Here is a 17793-nt window from a genome sequence, read left to right as displayed (position 1 = left end):
GGACGTCAGACCGCGGCCGCGGCGGCGGCGCTCGCGTCGAGCAGCGCGCGGGCCGTGCGGTAGCGGGCGGCGTCGCCGGTGTCGCCGAGGATCGCGCCGATGTAGGTGTGCCCGTCGCGCTCGGCCGCGAACATCAGGCAGTACCCGGCGGCGCGGGTGTAGCCCGTCTTCAGGCCCTGGGCGTCGTCGGGCAGCAGGCGGTTGGTGTTGCGCCAGACGTGCCTGCGGTGGGCGGACGTCTTCTCGACCGCGTGCAGCTCGGTGGCGGCGATCTGGGTGATCACCGAGTCGGACATGACGGCACGGGCCAGCGTGACCTGGTCGACGGCCGTGGAGCGGTCGCCGCCGGACTGCGGGAGGCCGTCGGCGTTGGTGTAGAAGGTGTCGCGCATGCCGAGGTCGCGGGCGGCGGCGTTCATCTTCTTCACGAAACCCTTGACCCCAGGCCCGTACCTGCGGGCCAGCGCGTTGGCGGCGTCCGCGCCCGAGGGCAGGAGCAGCGCGTACAGCAGGTCGCGGACGGTGAGCCGCTCGCCCGCCTTCAGCCCGGCGTGGGTGGCGCCGTTGGCGGAGGCGTGCCGCACGTCGGCCTTGGTGATCGTCACGACCGCGTCCAGGGGCGCGGCCTGCCGCACGACGTACGCCGTCATGATCTTGGTGAGGCTGGCCACGGGGACGCGCCGGGTTTCGCGGCGCGCGAACTGCACGGTCCCCGTCGTCGCGTCGACCAGGTAGACCTCCTTGGCCGTCACCTTCAGCGGCGCCGTCGCTTTCGGCGGCGCCGTCAACTTCGAAGGCGCGGTCGCGGGGGCGGCGGCGTGGGCCGGGACGGCCAGGCCCGTCACGGCGAGGAACGCGACCAGGAGGAACAGGGTCACCTTGCTGCGCATTCGCATATGATGGCACGCCCTCCCGTACCTGCGGCCGACTGCAAGTAGACGGCAAGTAGGGAGCAACCGCCCTGGCGTACACATGTGAGTGAGCGAAAGGGGAGGATCATGAGGACGCGGAGGGGCCTGACGCGCGCGGGCGGCCTGGTTCCGGCGATGGCGAGTGGTGCGGCCACCGTGTTCAAACTGATCGTCGCCAGCCTCGCCCTGACCGGCGCCTACTTCGGGGCCGTCGCGGCCCAGGGCGACGGGCGGCCGGGCGTGGCCGCCGGTGAGGCCCCGGTCAGGACCGTCGTGCTGTCCTCGCGGGCGATGCCCGTCCAGGACGCGCACGTCCCCAAGCCGGCCATCGTCAGCGTGGGCCTGTCCGAGACGGGCGAGGGCTGCCGCCGCGTCTACCACGTGCAGAGCGTGATCGACCCGGGCTCGGCCGGCGACCCCGTCGTCTACGACTGGCGTCTGGCGCGCTGGAGCCCCTCCACTCGCACCTGGAAGACCTACCTCTTCTCCGGGACCGCCGGTTTCATGGGCGCGCGGCGCACGGTCGAGTGGTACCCCCACGTCGTCGGCAACCCCGGCTGGTACCGCGTCGAGCTGGCCGTGCGCGACGGCGTCGAGGACGGCGCCCCGCTCTCCAAGGTGGTCGGTGAGAGGTTCAGGATCGCCTGCTGAGACCCCGGCTCACCCGGCGTTCACTGGGAGCCGAGCGCCTTACGCGCCGCCGTGACCCACCGGGGGACGCCGACCCGCTCGGCCACCGCCAGCGCCTTCTGGTAGTGCCCGCGCGCCTCGGCGGGCTGGCCGAGGTGCATCGCGAGGTCGCCGAGCGTCTGGGCCACCGGCCACAGGGCGACCACCCCGGTGCCCGCCCCCGCGATCCGGTCGGAGAACGGGCCGAGCGTCGAGTAGGCGTCCTGCATGCGGTCGCGGTCGCCGAGCAGCATGCCCGCCAGCGCCCGCCACGTCATGGCCAGCTCGTACAGGAAGTCGGGACGGACGGGCGTCCGCGTGACGGCGACCGCGCGGGCGTCCTTGATATGGCCCGCCGAGGCGAGCGCGACCGCGTAGGCGTCAAGCGTCCACTTGGCGCCGCGCCGGTGGGCCTCCTCCAGCGGCTCCACCATGTCCGCGGCCTTGCCGTCCACCAGGTGGAGGCAGAACGCGGCGATCAGCGGCAGGTCCTGGCGGCCCTCCAGCATGCCCGCCCGCGCGGTGAGCCGGGCCGCGTTGCGGTAGGCCCCCTCTGCCCGCGCGTAGTCGCCGCTGATCATCATGCGCATGCCCGCGTACCAGGCGCCGACCGCCGACGGCGCGGGCAGGTCGTACTGCTTGGCCAGCCGCTCGGCCGCGCCGATCCGCGCGTCGGCCTCGGCGAAGTCGCCGCGCGCCGCCGCGCACTCCATCAGCACCAGGTGGGCCAGCGCCTGCACCGCGATCTGCCCGGACGCGGCGCCGACCTCCAGCAGCTCGCGCCCGATCGCCTCGCGCTCGTCCACTACCGTGATCACGTACGACTGGCGCAGCCGCCCGCTCAGCGCGACGGCGAGCAGCGCCGGGTCGCCGCTCTGCCGGGCGAGCTCCTCGGCCTCCAGGGACGCCTCGTACCCACGGCCGGTCGCCGACCCCTCCAGTTCCAGGGCGAGGGTGGCCAGCAGGCTGGCGCGCAGGGACTGCTCGCCGGGCGGCAGCTCGATCAGCGCGCGCTCGGTGACGTCGACGATCTCCCAGGCCGTGCGGGTGAAGTCACGGGCGATGCCCTTGTGCGGCACGGCCACCGACGCGGCGACGCGCGCGGTCAGCTCCAGGTCGCGCAGCGGCAGCGCGGCGTCCATGGCCTCGCGGCGGTGGGCCCGCGCGGCCGTCATGTCCCCGCACAGCGCCAGCGCTTTGATCAGGCGGAGCTGCAGGAGGATCCGCTCCTTGGACGCCGGCCCGCCCGGGTGGGCGCGGTCGAACGCGGCGATGGCCCGCTCCCACAGCGTCGCCGCCTCGCGGTGGGCGAAGCGCCGCTCGGCCTGCTCGGCGGCCAGCCCCGCGTACCGGACGGCCTTGGCGGCGGTCTCGGCGGTGCCGGCGGCGTCGTAGTGGTGGGCGAGCGCCGAGACGTCCGACGGCGACCGGCTCTCGATCACCGAGGCGACCGCCGCGTGCAGGCGCGACCTGCGCAGCCGCGAGGCGTCGGAGTACAGGGTGTCGCGCACCAGATCGTGGTCGAAGCGCAGCATGCCCGGGCCCGGCTCGGTGACCAGCCCGGCCAGCAGGGCGGCCTCGACCGCGTCCACCACGGCCTCTTCGTCGCCGGAGACGTCCACCAGCACGTCGATGTCGACGTCCCTGCCGATCACCGCCGCCTGCAGGAGGATCTGCTGGGCCGTCACCGGCAGGCGGGTGATCCGCCGGCGCAGGACGTCGCGCACGCCCGAGGGCACCTCGGAGATCACCTCGGCGGCGGTGGCGCGGTCGCCGGTGGCCTCGGAGTCGAGCAGGCGCACGGTCTCGCGGACGAAGAACGGGTTGCCGCCGGTGCGCTCGATGATCGTGCTGACGGCGTCCTCGTCCACCTCGCGGACGCAGGTCGCCCGGACGAGCTCGGCCACGGCGTGCTCGTCCAGCCCCTCCAGGCCCACGCGGACCGGGCCGAGGCGGGCGAGCGCCGCCAGGACGTCGGACTGCTGGTCGTTCAGCTCGCCGTCGCGGCAGGTGACCACCAGCAGCACCCGGCTGGCCGCGAGCAGGCTGGGCAGGGCGCGCAGCAGCGCCAGCGTCTGGTCGTCGGCCCAGTGCAGGTCCTCCAGGACGATCAGCACCGGGGCCTCGCGGGCGATGCCGGCGATGTAGCCGCCGACCGCGCGGTGCAGCCGGAAGCCGCCGGACGCCTGGTCGTCGTCGGCGGCGGGCGCGGCATCGTCCAGCAGGGGCGCCAGCAGCGGGCCGTACTCGCCGGTGCCGCGCGCGGCGGCCAGGGTGCGCAGCACCTCGACCCAGGCCCAGCCGGGCGGGGTGGCGCTGCTGTCCGGGCAGCCGCCCGAGGCGGTGGTCCAGCCCTGCTTGCCCAGCTCCAGGCCGAGCTGCACGACCAGCGTGGTCTTGCCCGCGCCCGGGTCGCCGCCCACGACGGCGGCGGTGAACCGCCCGGCCAGCGCGTGCGGCGCCGCGCCCGTCAGCCGGGCCAGCTCGGCGTCGCGGCCGACGAACGGCTCGGGCGTCAGGGGCGGCATGTCGCCGGTCGGGCTCTCCGGGCGCGGCGGCCAGGTGCCGACCGGCTCGAAGCGCGGGCGCTGGGGGACCGTCAGGTCCAGGGACGGGTCCTGCGAGAGGATGTCCGACTCCATCTTGCGCAGCGCGGGGCCGGGGTCGATGCCCAGTTCGTCGGCCAGCGTCGTGCGGGCACGGCGCAGCGCGGCCAGCGCGTCCCCCTGCCTGCCGCAGCGGTAGAGGCCGAGGGCCAGCAGCCGCCAGCCCTCCTCGCGCAGCGGGTGCTCGCCGGTCAGCGCCTCCAGGTCCGGCACGGTCTCGGCGTGCAGGCCGAGGCGCAGCCCCGCGTCCGAGTGCCGCTCGCGGGCGACCAGCCGCAGCTCGGCCAGCCTGCTGACCTCGGCCTCGGCCCACTGCTGCTCGGCGAAGTCGGAGTACGGCGTGCCGCGCCACAGGCCGAGCGCCGTCTCCAGGCTGGAGCGCGCCGCCTGGGGGTCGTCGTTGTCGAGGTACTTGCCCGCCGAGCGGACCATCGCCTCGAAGCGCAGCGCGTCGACCTGGTCGGGGGTGCTGCGCAGCGCGTACCCGGAGGCGACGGTGACCAGCAGCCGGTTGGGGCCGCCGCGCGGACGCCCCGGCTCCAGGACGCGGCGCAGGCGGGAGATGTAGACCTGCAGGCCCGACTGGGCGCCTTTGGCGCCTTCGTCCGTCCACAGGTCGAACAGCAGCGTGTCGACCGGGACGACCTGCCCGCGGGCGACGAGTAATCGGGCGAGCACGGCTCGCTGGCGTAGCCCGCCAAGGTCGAGCTCGCCATCGTCGTCGTACGCCTCGACGGGTCCAAGCACGCGGAACGTCACCATGTCAGCCGCCACGCTATGCGTGCCCGTCCAGCACGCACAAGCTATTCGCCAAGGCACGCCTTCCTTCTCATGCCCGCTCGCTATGGGCTTCCTCATGCCCGCCCGCTGTGGGCTTCGCGATCACGCCGCTGCTGAGGCTATCGCTTCCAGGGACTCCCGGGCGCGACGCGGGCGCCCGCCCAGGATCTCAGCTCCGGGAGGCCGGCTGGGGTGACCGGCGGGTGCCGGACGCGGCGTCGCGCCGCCGCAGCAGGGACCACGCCCCGAGCGCCAGCCCGCCCCAGGGGATCTCGATCGTGTACGTCCAGAAGCCGAACAGGATGGCGGCGGCGGTCGCCGAGCTCGCCGGCTCGCCGAAGGCGATGAGCAGCGAGGCCGTGCCGCCCTCCATGATGCCCGCGCCGCTCGGGGTGATCAGCGCGCTGGTGAGCACCCGGCTCACCGCGAACACCGCGACGGTCTCGGCGGGGCCGGGGTAGGCGCCGGTGGCGACCAGGCAGGCCGCCATGATCAGGCACTGGAACCCCAGGAACGCGATCATGCCGAGCGACAGGCCGAGGGACCCCCGGCGGACGATCTCGGCGGTGTCGGCGCGCAGGCGCTGGATCGCGCCCGAGGCCGCGTGCTCGGAGGGGCGGACGCGGCGCGGGAGCAGCTGCAGCAGGCCGTCGAGCAGCCGGCCGAGGACGAGGGCGGCACGCTCCCAGTACAGGGCGGAGGCCACCACGGCCACGAGGATCAGGATCGACGTCGCCCCGCCCCAGGCGGCGCTGACGACCCGCTGGTCGGGGATGCGGCCCGCGATGAGCAGGGCGATGATGCCGACGGCCGGCAGGATGAACCGGAACAGTGTGTTCCACACGCCGGTGACCACCGCGTACACGACGACGGGACGGGTGGCGAACCCCCAGCCCTTGGTCATCCCGAACGTCAGGGCCAGGCCCGCCGCGCCGCCGAAGGGCAGCAGGTTGCTGACCGCGCTGCCGGCGGCGTTCAGCGTCAGGGCCTGGAGGTGGGTGAGGCCCGGCAGCCCCGAGGTCATCACGAACGTGTAGGCGTACAGGCTGGCCAGCCACAGGACGGCCATCAGCAGGATCATCGGCCAGCTCATCGCGGCGAACTGGGAGCCGATCTCGTGCCAGCTCACGTTCGCGCCGGTCAGTGAGTGGACGATCTGCGGCAGGAACACCACGAGCAGCACGGCGAGGGCCAGCGAGGCCAGCGAAAGGCCCGCTTTGACCCACTTGCTCCTCATCCGGGTGCTCCCTTCCGTCCGTATGGACCTATCACGTCCCCCGGCGTCCCCGTCCGGTGGTCCCCCAGCGGCCTCCCGTCCCCCTCAGGCGGGACGCCCACCGCTCCGGACGGCGACGCGACCTCCAGTCTGTTGCGGACCGCCCGCGGAGATCTCATCCTCGAGAAGGATTTCGCCCTCGTCACGTCTCCTGAGGAAGATCGTCGAACGGGTGGGTGCGCCTGCTGCCCGGCGGCAGCTCGCGCCGCACGTACCACTCGGTGCCGAACACCAGGCGGTACAGCGGGCCGGGGATCTTCAGCATGACCCCCAGCGTGCGGTCGCCGTCCCCGCCCGACGCCTGGCTCGTGTGGGCCGCCATGCTCGCCCGCTTGACCTTCGCGAACCTGCGGACGTTCACGCGGTGGGTGATCACCTCGCCCGGTGAGTAGGCGCGCTCGAACGAGCGTACATCGAACTCCGGGGGGAAGCGGTAAAAGCGCTGGGCCAGCCGGAGCGCCTTGAGCAGCGGGTCGCGGTTGACCGTGGCCTCCAGCAGGATCGGCGTGCCCGCGATGCCCGCCGCGCGCTGCCCGACCCGGTAGACCTGCACGTGGTCGGGGTGCCCGTACCCGCCGGCCGGGTCGTAGATCGTCAGCAGGTCGGCGCTCTCCTCCTTGAGCACCGCCGCCAGGCGCTGGGCGGCCTCCTCGATGTCGGCGTCGATGAAGGCGTTCTCGGGGCGGTCGTCGCCGATGCCGCCGTTCTCGGCCATGCCCGCCGTGTCCAGGCCCGAGTCGCCATAGCCCAGCAGCACCACGCGGGCGACCCCCAGCACGGCGGCGGACGCGTACAGCTCACCGGTGCGCGCGGCGGCGAGCTCCTCACCGTGGGGCATCTCGGCCAGGCCGCGCTCCCCGGCGGTCGCCACGACGAGGACGACCCGATGGCCCTCGGCCGCCAGCATCGCCATCGTGCCGGCGGTCAGCAGAGCCTCGTCATCGGGATGGGCGTGGAAGAAGACCGCGGTACGTGCCACGACCGCCATGATTCCACGGAGCCGCCGCCCGAGTGCGAGCCGCCTCCCCGCGACCCGTTCCAGAAGCCTCCCCGAACCCTTCAAGAACGGGCGGCGAGTCGCGTGTGACGGGCCGATCCGGGGGACGGACAGGCGTGGAACGGGCCGGTGCGGGCGCGGGTCGGGCGCGATGGTGGAGGTACGGGCGGGATGGGCGCGTTTGAAGCGGATCCCGGGCTCTGCCAGTCTGGCGGGGTGCGGATCCTTCACGTCAGCGACTGTTACCTGCCCAGGCTCGGGGGCATCGAGGTGCAGGTGGCCGACCTGGTACGGGCACAGGCCGAGGCCGGCCACGAGGTCGAGGTGGCCACGGCGACCCCGGGCGAGCGCCTTCCCGGCGTCCACCGCGTCGTCTTCCCCATGCCGTTCAGCCTGCCCGTCCATCCCCGCGGGGTCCGGCACCTGCTGCGCCTCATGATCGCCCGCCGGCCCGATGTCGTGCACGTCCACACCGGCGCGGTCTCGCCCTTCGCCTGGATGGGCGTGCGGGCCGCCGTGCGCGCCCGGCTGCCGGTCGTGGTGACGGTGCACAGCATGTGGGACCCGGTGACGCGCGGGGTCTACCGCGGCCTGGACACGGTCTGGGGGTGGAGCCGCTGGCGCCTGGTGTCCACGACCGTCAGCAACGCCGCCGCCCGGCCGATCCGCTCTGTCGTGGGCGGGCGGGTGCCGGTGAACGTCGTCTCCAACGGCCTGGACGTCGGCGCCTGGCGTCCGGCGGGTGATCCGCCGCCGCGCGAGGACGAGAGCGTGCACATCGTCGCCGTGGGGCGCCTCGCCCCGCGCAAGCAGCCCGTGCGGCTGCTGAAGATCCTTCTGGAGGCCCGGCGCCGGGTGCCCAGGCACGTCCAGATGCGGGCCACCCTGGTCGGCGACGGGCCGGCGCGCGGGTCGATGGAGCGGTTCCTGCGCGCCCACGGCATGGGCGGCTGGGTGTCGCTGCCGGGGCGCTACTCGCGCGACCAGATCCGCAGGCTACTCGCCTCGGCGGACGTGTTCGTGGCGCCCGCGCCCCGCGAGTCGTTCGGCATCGCCGCCCTGGAGGCGCGGGCCGCGGGCGTCCCGGTGGTGGCGCGCGCGCAGAGCGGCGTGGCCGACTTCGTCCGTCCCGGCAAGGAGGGCCTGCTCGGCCGCAGCTTCGACGAGCTGGTGGGCTCGGTGGCGCGGCTCGCCCGCGACCGCGAGCTGCGCGAGTCGATCGCCCTGCACAACAGGGAGACCGAGCTGACGCGCTGTGCCTGGCCCTCCGTGCTGGAGGAGTTCGAGCGCTGTTACGAGCTGGCGAAGGCGCGCGCCTGACCTTCGCCGGGGCGCTCGGCGCTCAGGAGCAGGTCGTCGTCAGCTTCTGGGTGGCCTCGGCGGCCTTGGTGGCCATCTTCGGCAGCTCGGTCGCCGCCTTGGCCGGGTCGGACATGTCGATCTTCATGCCGCCCCACGACGTGGACAGGTCAGCGAGGGTGGTCTTCAGGTCGCCGTCGGCCTTGTCGGACAGCTCCTTGAGCTTGGCGGCCAGGTCGGAGTTCGCCTTGTTGAAGCCCTCCAGGTTGGCTCCGCCCGCGGTGGCCTGCGTGCTGTAGTCCTGCATCGCCTTGATGGCGTCCTGGCAGACGGCCTTGGTGTCGCCGCCGCCACATCCCGCGGTGAGCGAGACGAGGATCGCCGTGGCGGAGACGGCGAGGACGTGGCGGGGGAGGGAGATGGACATCATGTGCCTTTCCTAGTGATCTTGCTCGCGGGGAACAAGCTAGCAGTGGCACTTGCAATCCGCTTACAACCCGCCTGCACGGCGGACGGGACCCCCTGGCCCGGGAGTGGGCGGCGGACATGTGAGGGCGGCGGAGTGACAGGGGGCCGTTAAAAGGGGAGCGTCCGGCCCGAGGGGGTGCGAAGATCCAGCGGGCTGGGACGGCTCGGCGGCTTGGGGCGGGATGTGATGAGAATCCGCTTCATGTCCTTCTCCTTCGGTACGGCTCCACACTTCCCTCGTCAGTCGCCTGCTGACAGGTCCTTTTCCTCACGGGGGAATTCCACGGCCTGGGTGGTTCGTGGACCCGACCCCACCTCCTGTTTACCCTTTGCGGGGCCGACGCAGACGCTTTCGAGCATAGTTTCTCCGATCACCATTTGGCGTGGAACCCCTACCGCGCCCCTGCGGGCGTGCTACGTACGGTCGCAGTGTGACCTCGGCTTCCTGGGCGTCACCAGCGTAAAAACGCGATGTTTCCAAATGGGTTCTGGATTGTTGCGGGCGCATGCCCGCGGGGCCGGGGAGGCGTCTCGCCGGGGGAATCCACCACGAATCCGGCAGGCGCGAGCCGCTCCTTTCCCCGAAATTGTCCGCCTGAAACCTGTCCGGTAATTCTTTTTCTCGAAAGCGTGGCTAACCAGGGGTGGAGGCGGCGGTCAGGAGCAGAGCGGAATCCTTCCGTCACATTCTGACGGGTTCACGCGGTGATACCGGGCGTTCAGGATTCGCTCACCGGCGGAGCATCACAGGAAGTGGTCGATGACCACCGACGCGATCGTGGAGACGACGGCGGCGGCCAGGAGCCAGAAGCCCCACCGGATGAGCAGATACTTGCGGTAGGCGATGCGGCTCAACCTGTGCACCTGGTCGGAGATCTGCCGCAGGTCCGGCTTCGCGGCCCCGATCAAGGCCGACGCCAGCGCCGGGACCGACTCGAACCGGACGATGTCCCCGTAGTACGCGATCACCTTCGAGTCCCGGGCCGTCGGCGCGCCGGTCCTCGGGTACACCGCCCCCGCCAGGCACGCCAGCGACGCCAGCGCGGCCGTCACGCCGGCCCACCACAGCCACTCGACGGCGTTCGACAGCCTCGCGGGCGCCCAGTCACCTGCGAACAGCCCTCCGGCGACGGCGCCGAGCCCGACGCCGGAGACCCCCAGCAGGACCTGCGCCTTCGCGTCGGCCCTGTTGATCTCCTCGCGGATGTCCACGAGCAGTTTGGCCGCGTACGCGTACGCGGTCGTCTCCGCCTCTTTCCGCACGGCCGACGCGGACGGGGCGGGCGCCTTCGCCAGGCGACGTAGCACGTTCAGGTTGCACTCCCTCAGGACAGCCCGCGCCGACCGGCGGGGGCACCTGGCGAACCACTCCTGTCGCGGGCGAGCATGTCATGCGCCCGCGACGGCCGTACAGGAACTTTTACGCACTCACCCCAGGGATCTTCACGTGTGGGGTGCGACGCGCTTCTGCGCTGTTGTCTCTGTGCCCGATGAGGGCGGGGAAGACCCGGACCGGATCACATCAACGTCACGCTGCCGTGACACCCAATTTTCGATGATGCTGCCAGGCCGACCGCTCTGTGGAGGTGGTGACGAGTAAAGGCAGGCAGGACAACACACGCAGGAGACAGCGATGACGAACAAACACGTCCGCCGGACGCTGACCGGTGTGCTGGGCACCTGTTGCCTGGCCGCGATGGTTCAGATGGCGGCGAGCCCCGCCGGTGCGGAAACCGGGCGCGCGACGGCACAGGGCCGCGACGTCCCGGCCTCGACGGCGGGCATGGCTCTGCCCGCCCAGTGCGCCGTGGGCTACTACTGGACCGGGTTCGAGTGCGCGTCGAGAGTCGTGCCGCCGCCCACGCAGATCCCGCCGCTGGAGAAGGGCCGGTCAGAGAAGCGCCGGGTGGAGATGCGCCGGGTGGAGAAGGGCCGGACGGAGAAGATCCGGGTGGTGCCCCCCGGCCGGGTGATACCGCAGGTTCCCACCTGCGCTCTCGGTTACTACTGGACCGGGTACACGTGCGCGTCCCGCGAGATAGCGCCGCGAGAGAAAGGCGCCCCCAAGGTGGGCCGGGGCGAAAGCCGGTACGAGGGGCGCGACAGGGACCGGTACGAAAGGGAGCGGGCCTACGAGAGCAGCCGGAATCGGTACGAACGAGAGCGGCCCTACGAGAGCGGCAGGGGTCGCTACGAACGGGAGCGGCCCTACGAGAGCGGCAGGGGTCGCTACGAACGAGAGCGGACCTACGAGAGCGCCATGAGTCGCTACGAAAGCGAGCGGTACTACGGGAGCAGCCGGAATCGCTACGAAGAAGTCGGCTACGAGGGGCGCGCGGAGCGTGGCCGGGGCGGGGAGCGCGACTGACCCGCCGCCGTCCGGAGCCGCCGACGCGCGGACTCCGTGGCCCACGTAAGGGAACGCGGCGGAACCGGCTGCGTGGAGGAACGCGGTGAGACCCGCTGCGTGAAGGCACGCGGTGAACCGGCTGCGTAAGGCACGCGGTGAGATCCGCTTCGCTTCGGTGGGAAACCGTGCGGAGCGGGTTTCACCGTTCCGTGCGGGCTGCACCGGGTTTGTGTACCGGGTGTGTACCGGGTCTGTGTACCGGCGTCTGTGTGCCGGGTCTTGAGCCGACCGCCGCGCCTCTCGCCGAGGGCCAGAGCCGACCCCTGCCGCGCCGTCGCTCGCGGACGAGGCCGTGACGGGCCCGCTCCTGGTATCACCTGTACTCCGGGGTCCGTATCAGGCCGGTACGGACCCGCGGCCGTGGCGGTCGGCGTCGCGGCGGACGCGCGGAGGTGTCAGGAGAGCGCATGTCGAATGACCTCGAAGGCGAGATCGGGCGGATCGGGCTGGTCGATCATCACGTGCACGGGGCGTTGCGCGAGCGGGTGGGACGGTGCGAGTTCGAGGGCATGATCACCGAGTCGGATCGGCCGGTGCCCGCCTGGATGACGCAGATGGACTCCCAGATCGGCTTCGCGATCCGCCGTCACTGCGCGCCGCTGCTCGGGCTGGAGGCGTCGGCGAGCGCGGACGACTACTGGGCCGCCAGGGCGGCGCTGGAACCGGAGGAACTGGCCCGCGTCTTCCTGCGCGCGAGCGGGACGGACGTCTGGCTCGTGGAGACGGGGTACAAGGGGGAACGGCTCCTCGGCCCGGACGGTATGGCGGCGGCCGGAGGCGGCGAGGCGGGGGAGGTCGTCCGGCTGGAGTCGCTGCTGGAAGAGGTCGCCTCCGTCGGCCCTTCGGCGGTGGATCTGTGGGACGCCTTCCGCACGGCGCTGCGCGACCGTTGCGCGCCGACGCCGCCTGAGACGGCGCCGGGGTGGGTGACGGCGGACGGTCAGGGAGACGCGGCGAGAGCCGGTCGGGGAGGCGCTCCAAGTTCTCCTGTGGCTTCTGAGTCTTCTGAGGTGAATATCCGGGTGGTGGGGTTGAAGAGCGTCGTGGCTTATCGTCACGGGTTCGACTTCGATCCGGCCCCGCCAAGCGAGGCCGAGGTGACGAACGCGGCCTGGAACTGGCTCCGCGAGATCGCGCAGGGGGCGTCACCGCGCGTCACCGACCCGGTGCTGCTGCGCATGGTGCTGTGGACAGGGGTGGAGACCGGCCTGCCGGTGCAACTGCACACCGGCTACGGCGACCCCGACATCGAACTTCACCGGTGTGACCCGCTCCTGCTGACCCGCTGGCTGAAGGCGGTCGAGCACACGGGCTCGACCATCCTCCTGCTGCACTGCTACCCGTTCCAGCGCAACGCGGGCTACCTCGCGCAGGTCTTCCCGCACGTGTTCTTCGACGCGGGCCTGGCGATCAACTACACGGGCGCGCGATCGGACGCGGTCGTCGCCGAGACGCTGGAGCTCGCGCCGTTCGCCAAGATCCTTTACTCCTCGGACGCGTGGGGGCCGCCCGAACTGCACTACCTGGGCGCGCTGCTGTGGCGCCGGGGCATGACGCGCGCCCTGTCGTCCTGGGTGGGGGAGGGCGAGTGGACGGCCGAGGACGCGGTCCGAGTGGCCACGATGATCGGCCGCACCAACGCCGCCCGCGTCTACGGGCTGACCGTCCGCTGAGGCCTTCACATCGGGTACGAAATATTCTTTAAGAAAACATATAAATGCGGGCTGGCCTGGACAGCAGAGCTTCGGTACGACGTGGCAAGAATGCTCGGGCGACTCAGCCCGCCCAGACCAGGTCGTAGATGGTGATCACCTCTGCGGCGTCGTCCACCACGAAGAACACGAAGCCGAACGCTCCGAACGTCGTCTCGCGCAGATCCGTGCGCCCTGGCACGGTCGGCCCGGCATCCCACGGTCTCTCGGCCAGATCCGCCACCCGGGAGACCAGCGCGTCCAGCGCCTCCTCGGGCAGGCCCTTCATCTTCGCCAGCGCCGAGCCGGCCAGCGTGGGCCGGTAGCTCACCGGCGCCGCGCCCGGGCGAGACGTTCGTCCCAGTCCGGGATGGCTTCCCCGATCGGCACGGTCTCCACAGTGCCGGCGAGAACCTCCTGCTGCCGCGTCTCGAACCCAGGGTCGGACAAGGCGATCGACTTCAGCCACCACCTGTGCAACAGCTCCTGCAACTGGTGGAACCGCTCAGGCCGCCGTGCCACCTCTACCGCCGACTTGTACTCGGCCAGGAACTGCGGGCGCCACTTGTCCGGCAGGGCCTCCATGATGGCCTGCGGGTCGTGCACCGTCTCATGGATCAGCTGGGCACTCATGGTGTCCAGCCTACGGCGCGAGGGCCTCGCGCGACATGCGTACCACGACTTCGAAGCCGTCGCGGGCAGGTGGCACCCGGCCTCGACGACGCCCGCGCCCAGCGCCATGGGTCCAGAAGTCGCCGTAGAGGCCCAGAGGCCGACCACGTGAGGAAGTGCGACGAACCCCGCTCCGCTTGGTGGAAAGCCCGGCGGAGCGGGCTTGGTAGCTCTCTGCTGCCGATACGGCGACCAGTCGCCCGCGAACAGCCCGCTGGCGAAGGTGGTGGTCGCTCGTCGAGGAGCTGGTCGGAGCAGCTAGAGGTCGCCGCTTCTCATATGTTCAAGGAACGCTTTCCACTCGGTGCGGCCGAACAGGTGGAAGGCTTGCTGAGGGTTCTTCGAGTCTCTGATCGCGATGCTGGTGTCACCCAGTGCTACTTCGACGCAGTCACTGCCGTTGCCGGTACTTCGGCTGCTTTTGCGCCATGCGATGTGGGTAAGACACGGCTCGGACATGTCCACCTCCGGTCCACCATTACCCAAGATCTTGGGTCATACGTGCGATCAAACGCTTTCACTACCGCGCCGGTAGCTGCCTTGTTTGACAGCGTCAATGAATGCGGTCCACTCCGCGTTGGGACAGCTCAGTACAGGGCCATCGGGGCGCTTGCTATCCCGTACCGCCACACCCAGAAGAGCCGCCCTCATCTCGACACAACCGCCCGCCTCGCCGCTGTAAGAGCTCTTGACCCAGCTGGCGTGGGCTCTTGGTCCCGTGGACATCGCGTATGTACTCCCGTGCGGATCAGCGGTCCGTGGCCTTGGCGGCGATCTGTCTGACGGATGCTCCGGGTGGAAGCGCCAAGGCCGTCAATTGGCCGAATATGAGTGTATAACGACTTACGTCCGCAGCATTTTCCAAGGCCAGCCCACTGGTCGCGAGTTCGAGGTACACCATATGAGGATCACTCGTTTCAGGGAACTCCAGCAGGTAGAAGTGGCCCTCCATCGCAGGGTGAGCGCCTATCTGGGACTGGAGGACCTGCAGGGTCACATTGGGCCTGTGGCTCAGTTCCTCCAGGTGGCGTAGCTGGGCACGCATGACGCCTGGCCCGCCCACCGGACGGTTGAGCAGTGCTTCGTCCAGGACGGCCCAGAGGCGGAGTGGATCGTCCCCCGAAAGTCGCGCCTGACGTGTCATGCGGAGGTGGACCAGTTGCTCGACCTCGTCCTCGGTGGCGGTCATGTTCATGGCTTTTATGACGCCCCGAGCGTAGGCTTCCGTCTGGAGCAGGCCAGGTATGAGCTGATCGTGATAAATGCGCAGGGCCGAAGCCTCGGCCTCCAATCCGAGGTAGAGGTCGAAACCCGCCTTGAGTGCCTGCCGGTTGGGCCACCACCAGCCACGCTGGCGTGCCTCTCGTGCCAGAGTGAGAAGGGCGGTCCGTTCATCGCCCGTCACGCCGTAGATGTCGAGAAGTACGCGCAGGTCGCCCTGTCGTGGGATGCGATCTCCCGTCTCGTAACGGCCGACCGTCGAGGCGTTGAAGGCGCCCCGCGCTCCCGGACACGTCCCAGCAGCGATACACCCTCCTCGCCTGGCTCGCGTGGGGCCTGCGTGGGCTCGACCGCACGGCCATGCTCGTCGTTCGAGGACGCGGCGAACCAGTTCTCTACCTCGTACGCGCTGATGGGAGGAAGGTCGCCATTCTCGCCGTCCAGCAGGGAGGAACGTGGCTCTTCGTCTGGGGGCCGAACACGGGGATCCGGGCCGACTGGTCACCGGGCCTGATCCGCACGATCGCTCAGGCGGCGGCGTGATGGACTCTCCGCTTCTTCTCGGGACCCTGACGGTCCCGGGCGCCGCCGAGAATGTGGCGGAGGCCCGGCGGTTTCTCATGAAGCTGCTCGGCGGAGACCACCGAGATGCCGAGACGGTCAAGCTGCTGCTCAGCGAGCTGATGGGGAACAGCATCCGCCACAGCGCGAGCGGACGCGGGGGTCTGGTCACCGTCGCGGTGCTCTACGTCGAGGGCGCGCTTCGGGTGGAGGTGGCCGACGGTGGTGGTCCGACTGTTCCGTGCCTCTGCGCCCGGGGAGAATTGGTCGAATCGGGACGCGGCATGAAGCTGGTCGACGTCATGGCGTCGCGCTGGGGGTTTGTCCGTGACCCGGTGGAGGGCGGCACGACGTGGTTCGAACTCGGCGAGACGTGGAAAGGCCCCTCTGAGTCGGCGGCGTGACCCTGCGGATGGCGCCCCACGCTTCGCAGGCCCGGTCGTTCGACGGTGTCATCGAGGAAGGCTAAAAGGTGAGCACTCCTGACTTCGATCCTTCCCACCAGATCTCTCAGCGCGATCTACGCGACCGGTCAGCAGAGATCATGGACGGTCTGGAACGCGGGGAGCGGTACGCGGTGACCCGCAACGGCCGTCACATCGGCGACCTGGTCCCCATCCGTCATGCGCGCCGGGCCGTCTCCCGGGCCGAGTTCGCCGCCGTGTCCCGCGGCATGCCAAGCCTGGACGACCGGAAGTACCGCGAGGACATGGAGCGGCATGTCGACAGCGACCTTTACGATCCCTACGACCGCGCCTACGGCAGAGGTGAGTTCGCGCAGGGCGAGCGACGGATTCCTGGGGGTCATGTGGGTGACGCCGGTCAAGGGGAGGACGGTGTGGGGGCGGCCGGCGGCGGTGAGGGCGGATGAGAAGCGCAGGGTGTGGGCGGCGATGACGTTGTCGTCGGCGAGGCCGTGGATGAGCATGAGCGGCCGTCGATGCGGATCAGCAGCTTGGCCCCCCACCGGGCGGGGATCTGCTCGATCGCCGCAGTCGGCATTTGAAGGTGATCGGCTACCGTGTTCGACCCGGCCGCAGCAGCATCGCCAGCGATTCCTCGGTATTGGCGCACCAGGCCCCCAGCCAGCGGATGGAAGCCCCAGGTCTTCTTGAACGTCGCCGCCGCGCCCTCATTGGCTGAGTACGCGGTGATGAGCGTGGCATCGATGTCGATGACCACCCGTCCACTCAGCACCTTCCCCGCCACGACCGTCACGGGAAGCCTGCCTCGGTGGCGTCGATCAACGCCCAGACGTGTTTGCGGGCCTTTGCCCGCGCCCGGGCGATCCGCCTGGCTGGCACCGCATCGGCCTCGATCGGTTCCAGCGTGCGGCGCACCGTCGAGTCCGAGGGCGGTGCCCCGAACACCTCGGCCTGATGGGCCGGCACGCTGATCTGCCGCATGCTCGTGGCCCCCAGCACGATCGCCACCGCGAGCTGGACCAGCACCACACCCTTGTCCCACAGGGGACAGGCTCCCAGCCGGGCGAAGACCGTCCCGAGTTCGGCGGTCAGGCCACTCTGATCAGCGCACTTGCGCAGTAAGACGGCTCCGGCATGGCCAAGGAGTCCCTTGGCGTCCCCGGCGACAGACAGCCAGTAGTCCCATCGCATACATGAGGGGCCCGTTAGGTGCACCTGAACCTTCTGCAAAATGTGATCTAGACACTTGCATCCTTGCAGATCATGTGCACCTTCATCATTTCGATGATCTTGCCCGGCCTTCACGCTGAATAGCGGAGGCTAATCCCCCTCCTCCCCGCCAGGCCGGAGCTGGCCACCGCCCAAACCCGAACCCGCCGTATCCAGCATCCGCTCGGGGCAGAGGCTGTACAGTTCTTCGGCGGCCTCCATGCAGGACGTGCCACGCCACCCCATCACCGCCGACGGCAAACGCCGACACCCCAAACCTAATAACCGTGACAAGGCACAAACCCGGTCGAACCCGACGCCACAGCGGTGCTGGTTTCTGAAAGCGCCATAACACATACATGGCCACGAGCTACGGCCCTCGCGTCACAGTCGGTGATTGCCGTAGCGCGCTAAGCGATTTCTACCCCGGCTGCGACGGCCACGGCACGACATAACAGCGTTTCATTTCGCAGGACAAACGGACCCCACCGCGGCCGCCGCCCCTACGGCCGACTCGCCGCGTTCCAGGAAAGATCATGCTCTAGCGAGTGATTCTTGTCATATTGCTTCAAGATCACCGTGATGCTCTGATCGATTG

18 protein-coding genes and 1 pseudogene are annotated in these 17793 nt (G+C 70.5%); 6 read left to right on the top strand and 13 right to left on the bottom strand.

The genetic code is table 11. The features are described 5' to 3' along the window. Positions 1 to 5 precede the first annotated feature (5 nt). Positions 6 to 890 carry a serine hydrolase gene (locus tag AB0M95_RS30210; protein WP_363771717.1) on the bottom strand — a complete coding sequence of 295 codons (885 nt, stop codon included), beginning with the start codon at positions 888 to 890 and terminating at the stop codon, positions 6 to 8. Between the two features lie 108 nt (positions 891 to 998). On the opposite strand from AB0M95_RS30210, the gene AB0M95_RS30205 reads away from it, so the two are divergent. Then, a complete protein-coding gene (locus AB0M95_RS30205; RefSeq protein WP_363771714.1) occupies positions 999 to 1562 on the top strand; it encodes a hypothetical protein in 564 nt (187 codons plus the stop codon). 20 nt (positions 1563 to 1582) lie between these two features. Here the strand turns inward: AB0M95_RS30205 and AB0M95_RS30200 are convergent, their stop codons facing one another. The 3 genes from AB0M95_RS30200 to AB0M95_RS30190 all read right to left on the bottom strand — a co-directional run bounded on the left by AB0M95_RS30200 (position 1583) and on the right by AB0M95_RS30190 (position 7221). Beyond that, positions 1583 to 4948: a BTAD domain-containing putative transcriptional regulator gene (locus AB0M95_RS30200; protein WP_363771712.1), complete on the bottom strand. Its 3366-nt coding sequence runs from the start codon at positions 4946 to 4948 to the stop codon at positions 1583 to 1585. Positions 4949 to 5135: 187 nt separating this feature from the next. Then, a complete protein-coding gene (locus AB0M95_RS30195) occupies positions 5136 to 6203 on the bottom strand; it encodes a lysylphosphatidylglycerol synthase transmembrane domain-containing protein (RefSeq protein ID WP_363771709.1) in 1068 nt (355 codons plus the stop codon). A gap of 181 nt (positions 6204 to 6384) precedes the next feature. Next, complete coding sequence (locus AB0M95_RS30190; protein WP_358512823.1) at positions 6385 to 7221, bottom strand: PIG-L family deacetylase; 837 nt, start codon at positions 7219 to 7221, stop codon at positions 6385 to 6387. A 234-nt stretch (positions 7222 to 7455) separates the two neighbouring features. On the opposite strand from AB0M95_RS30190, the gene AB0M95_RS30185 reads away from it, so the two are divergent. Further along, a complete protein-coding gene (locus tag AB0M95_RS30185) occupies positions 7456 to 8559 on the top strand; it encodes a glycosyltransferase family 4 protein (protein WP_363771706.1) in 1104 nt (367 codons plus the stop codon). A gap of 22 nt (positions 8560 to 8581) precedes the next feature. Here AB0M95_RS30185 and AB0M95_RS30180 read toward each other — a convergent pair whose 3' ends face one another. Both AB0M95_RS30180 and AB0M95_RS30175 read right to left on the bottom strand, forming a co-directional pair. Then, the gene (locus AB0M95_RS30180; RefSeq protein ID WP_363771703.1) at positions 8582 to 8968 is read right to left on the bottom strand and encodes a hypothetical protein; all 387 of its coding nucleotides are present in this window, start codon (positions 8966 to 8968) and stop codon (positions 8582 to 8584) included. Between the two features lie 782 nt (positions 8969 to 9750). Continuing rightward, positions 9751 to 10314: a Pycsar system effector family protein gene (locus AB0M95_RS30175; protein ID WP_363771700.1), complete on the bottom strand. Its 564-nt coding sequence runs from the start codon at positions 10312 to 10314 to the stop codon at positions 9751 to 9753. Positions 10315 to 10639: 325 nt separating this feature from the next. On the opposite strand from AB0M95_RS30175, the gene AB0M95_RS30170 reads away from it, so the two are divergent. Together AB0M95_RS30170 and AB0M95_RS30165 are read left to right on the top strand one after the other, a co-directional pair. Next, positions 10640 to 11374, top strand: a complete 735-nt coding sequence (locus AB0M95_RS30170) for a hypothetical protein (protein ID WP_363771697.1) — start codon at positions 10640 to 10642, stop codon at positions 11372 to 11374. Positions 11375 to 11823: 449 nt separating this feature from the next. Beyond that, entirely contained in the window at positions 11824 to 13089 is a 1266-nt protein-coding gene (locus AB0M95_RS30165) for an amidohydrolase family protein (protein WP_363771694.1), read from the top strand. 103 nt (positions 13090 to 13192) lie between these two features. On the opposite strand, the gene AB0M95_RS30160 is transcribed toward AB0M95_RS30165, so the two are convergent. The 5 genes from AB0M95_RS30160 to AB0M95_RS30140 form a co-directional block, all read right to left on the bottom strand. After that, positions 13193 to 13438 (bottom strand): hypothetical protein, encoded by a 246-nt coding sequence (locus tag AB0M95_RS30160; protein ID WP_363771691.1) that lies wholly within the window; start codon positions 13436 to 13438, stop codon positions 13193 to 13195. After that, positions 13435 to 13740: a DUF6247 family protein gene (locus AB0M95_RS30155; RefSeq protein ID WP_363771688.1), complete on the bottom strand. Its 306-nt coding sequence runs from the start codon at positions 13738 to 13740 to the stop codon at positions 13435 to 13437. Before AB0M95_RS30155 ends, AB0M95_RS30160 begins: the two co-directional genes overlap by 4 nt. A 297-nt stretch (positions 13741 to 14037) precedes the next feature. Further along, the gene (locus tag AB0M95_RS30150; RefSeq protein ID WP_363771840.1) at positions 14038 to 14238 is read right to left on the bottom strand and encodes a DUF397 domain-containing protein; all 201 of its coding nucleotides are present in this window, start codon (positions 14236 to 14238) and stop codon (positions 14038 to 14040) included. 48 nt (positions 14239 to 14286) lie between these two features. Continuing rightward, a complete protein-coding gene (locus AB0M95_RS30145; RefSeq protein WP_363771685.1) occupies positions 14287 to 14505 on the bottom strand; it encodes a DUF397 domain-containing protein in 219 nt (72 codons plus the stop codon). Positions 14506 to 14527: 22 nt separating this feature from the next. Continuing rightward, positions 14528 to 15307: a DUF5753 domain-containing protein gene (locus tag AB0M95_RS30140; RefSeq protein WP_363771837.1), complete on the bottom strand. Its 780-nt coding sequence runs from the start codon at positions 15305 to 15307 to the stop codon at positions 14528 to 14530. Between the two features lie 53 nt (positions 15308 to 15360). Between AB0M95_RS30140 and AB0M95_RS30135 the strand changes: the two genes are divergently transcribed. Both AB0M95_RS30135 and AB0M95_RS30130 read left to right on the top strand, forming a co-directional pair. Next, entirely contained in the window at positions 15361 to 15543 is a 183-nt protein-coding gene (locus AB0M95_RS30135) for a hypothetical protein (RefSeq protein ID WP_363771846.1), read from the top strand. Then, positions 15543 to 15965, top strand: coding sequence for an ATP-binding protein (locus AB0M95_RS30130; RefSeq protein WP_363771682.1), 423 nt, complete (start codon positions 15543 to 15545; stop codon positions 15963 to 15965). The genes AB0M95_RS30135 and AB0M95_RS30130 overlap by 1 nt, the downstream gene beginning before the upstream one ends. A 392-nt stretch (positions 15966 to 16357) precedes the next feature. Here AB0M95_RS30130 and AB0M95_RS30125 read toward each other — a convergent pair. Next, positions 16358 to 16498: pseudogene (locus AB0M95_RS30125) on the bottom strand (prolyl oligopeptidase family serine peptidase); the annotation flags it as partial. A gap of 277 nt (positions 16499 to 16775) precedes the next feature. Beyond that, on the bottom strand, positions 16776 to 17177 hold the full coding sequence (locus AB0M95_RS30120; RefSeq protein WP_363771679.1) for a hypothetical protein: 402 nt from the start codon (positions 17175 to 17177) through the stop codon (positions 16776 to 16778). Positions 17178 to 17793 lie beyond the last annotated feature (616 nt).

This window comes from Sphaerisporangium sp. NPDC051017 (assembly GCF_040683095.1).
In the GTDB taxonomy this organism is placed as follows: domain Bacteria; phylum Actinomycetota; class Actinomycetes; order Streptosporangiales; family Streptosporangiaceae; genus Sphaerisporangium.
This window is presented reverse-complemented; position numbering and strand designations above follow the sequence as displayed.

Excerpts from the sequence above, each read along its gene's own strand:
- AB0M95_RS30210 (WP_363771717.1), bottom strand. The coding sequence starts at position 890 with ATGCGCAGCAAGGTGACCCTGTTCCTCCTGGTCGCGTTCCTCGCCGTG.
- AB0M95_RS30205 (WP_363771714.1), top strand. The coding sequence starts at position 999 with ATGAGGACGCGGAGGGGCCTGACGCGCGCGGGCGGCCTGGTTCCGGCG.
- AB0M95_RS30200 (WP_363771712.1), bottom strand. The coding sequence starts at position 4,948 with ATGGTGACGTTCCGCGTGCTTGGACCCGTCGAGGCGTACGACGACGAT.
- AB0M95_RS30195 (WP_363771709.1), bottom strand. The coding sequence starts at position 6,203 with ATGAGGAGCAAGTGGGTCAAAGCGGGCCTTTCGCTGGCCTCGCTGGCC.
- AB0M95_RS30180 (WP_363771703.1), bottom strand. The coding sequence starts at position 8,968 with ATGATGTCCATCTCCCTCCCCCGCCACGTCCTCGCCGTCTCCGCCACG.
- AB0M95_RS30170 (WP_363771697.1), top strand. The coding sequence starts at position 10,640 with ATGACGAACAAACACGTCCGCCGGACGCTGACCGGTGTGCTGGGCACC.
- AB0M95_RS30165 (WP_363771694.1), top strand. The coding sequence starts at position 11,824 with ATGTCGAATGACCTCGAAGGCGAGATCGGGCGGATCGGGCTGGTCGAT.
- AB0M95_RS30155 (WP_363771688.1), bottom strand. The coding sequence starts at position 13,740 with ATGAGTGCCCAGCTGATCCATGAGACGGTGCACGACCCGCAGGCCATC.
- AB0M95_RS30150 (WP_363771840.1), bottom strand. The coding sequence starts at position 14,238 with ATGTCCGAGCCGTGTCTTACCCACATCGCATGGCGCAAAAGCAGCCGA.
- AB0M95_RS30145 (WP_363771685.1), bottom strand. The coding sequence starts at position 14,505 with ATGTCCACGGGACCAAGAGCCCACGCCAGCTGGGTCAAGAGCTCTTAC.
- AB0M95_RS30135 (WP_363771846.1), top strand. The coding sequence starts at position 15,361 with ATGCTCGTCGTTCGAGGACGCGGCGAACCAGTTCTCTACCTCGTACGC.
- AB0M95_RS30130 (WP_363771682.1), top strand. The coding sequence starts at position 15,543 with ATGGACTCTCCGCTTCTTCTCGGGACCCTGACGGTCCCGGGCGCCGCC.
- AB0M95_RS30120 (WP_363771679.1), bottom strand. The coding sequence starts at position 17,177 with ATGCGATGGGACTACTGGCTGTCTGTCGCCGGGGACGCCAAGGGACTC.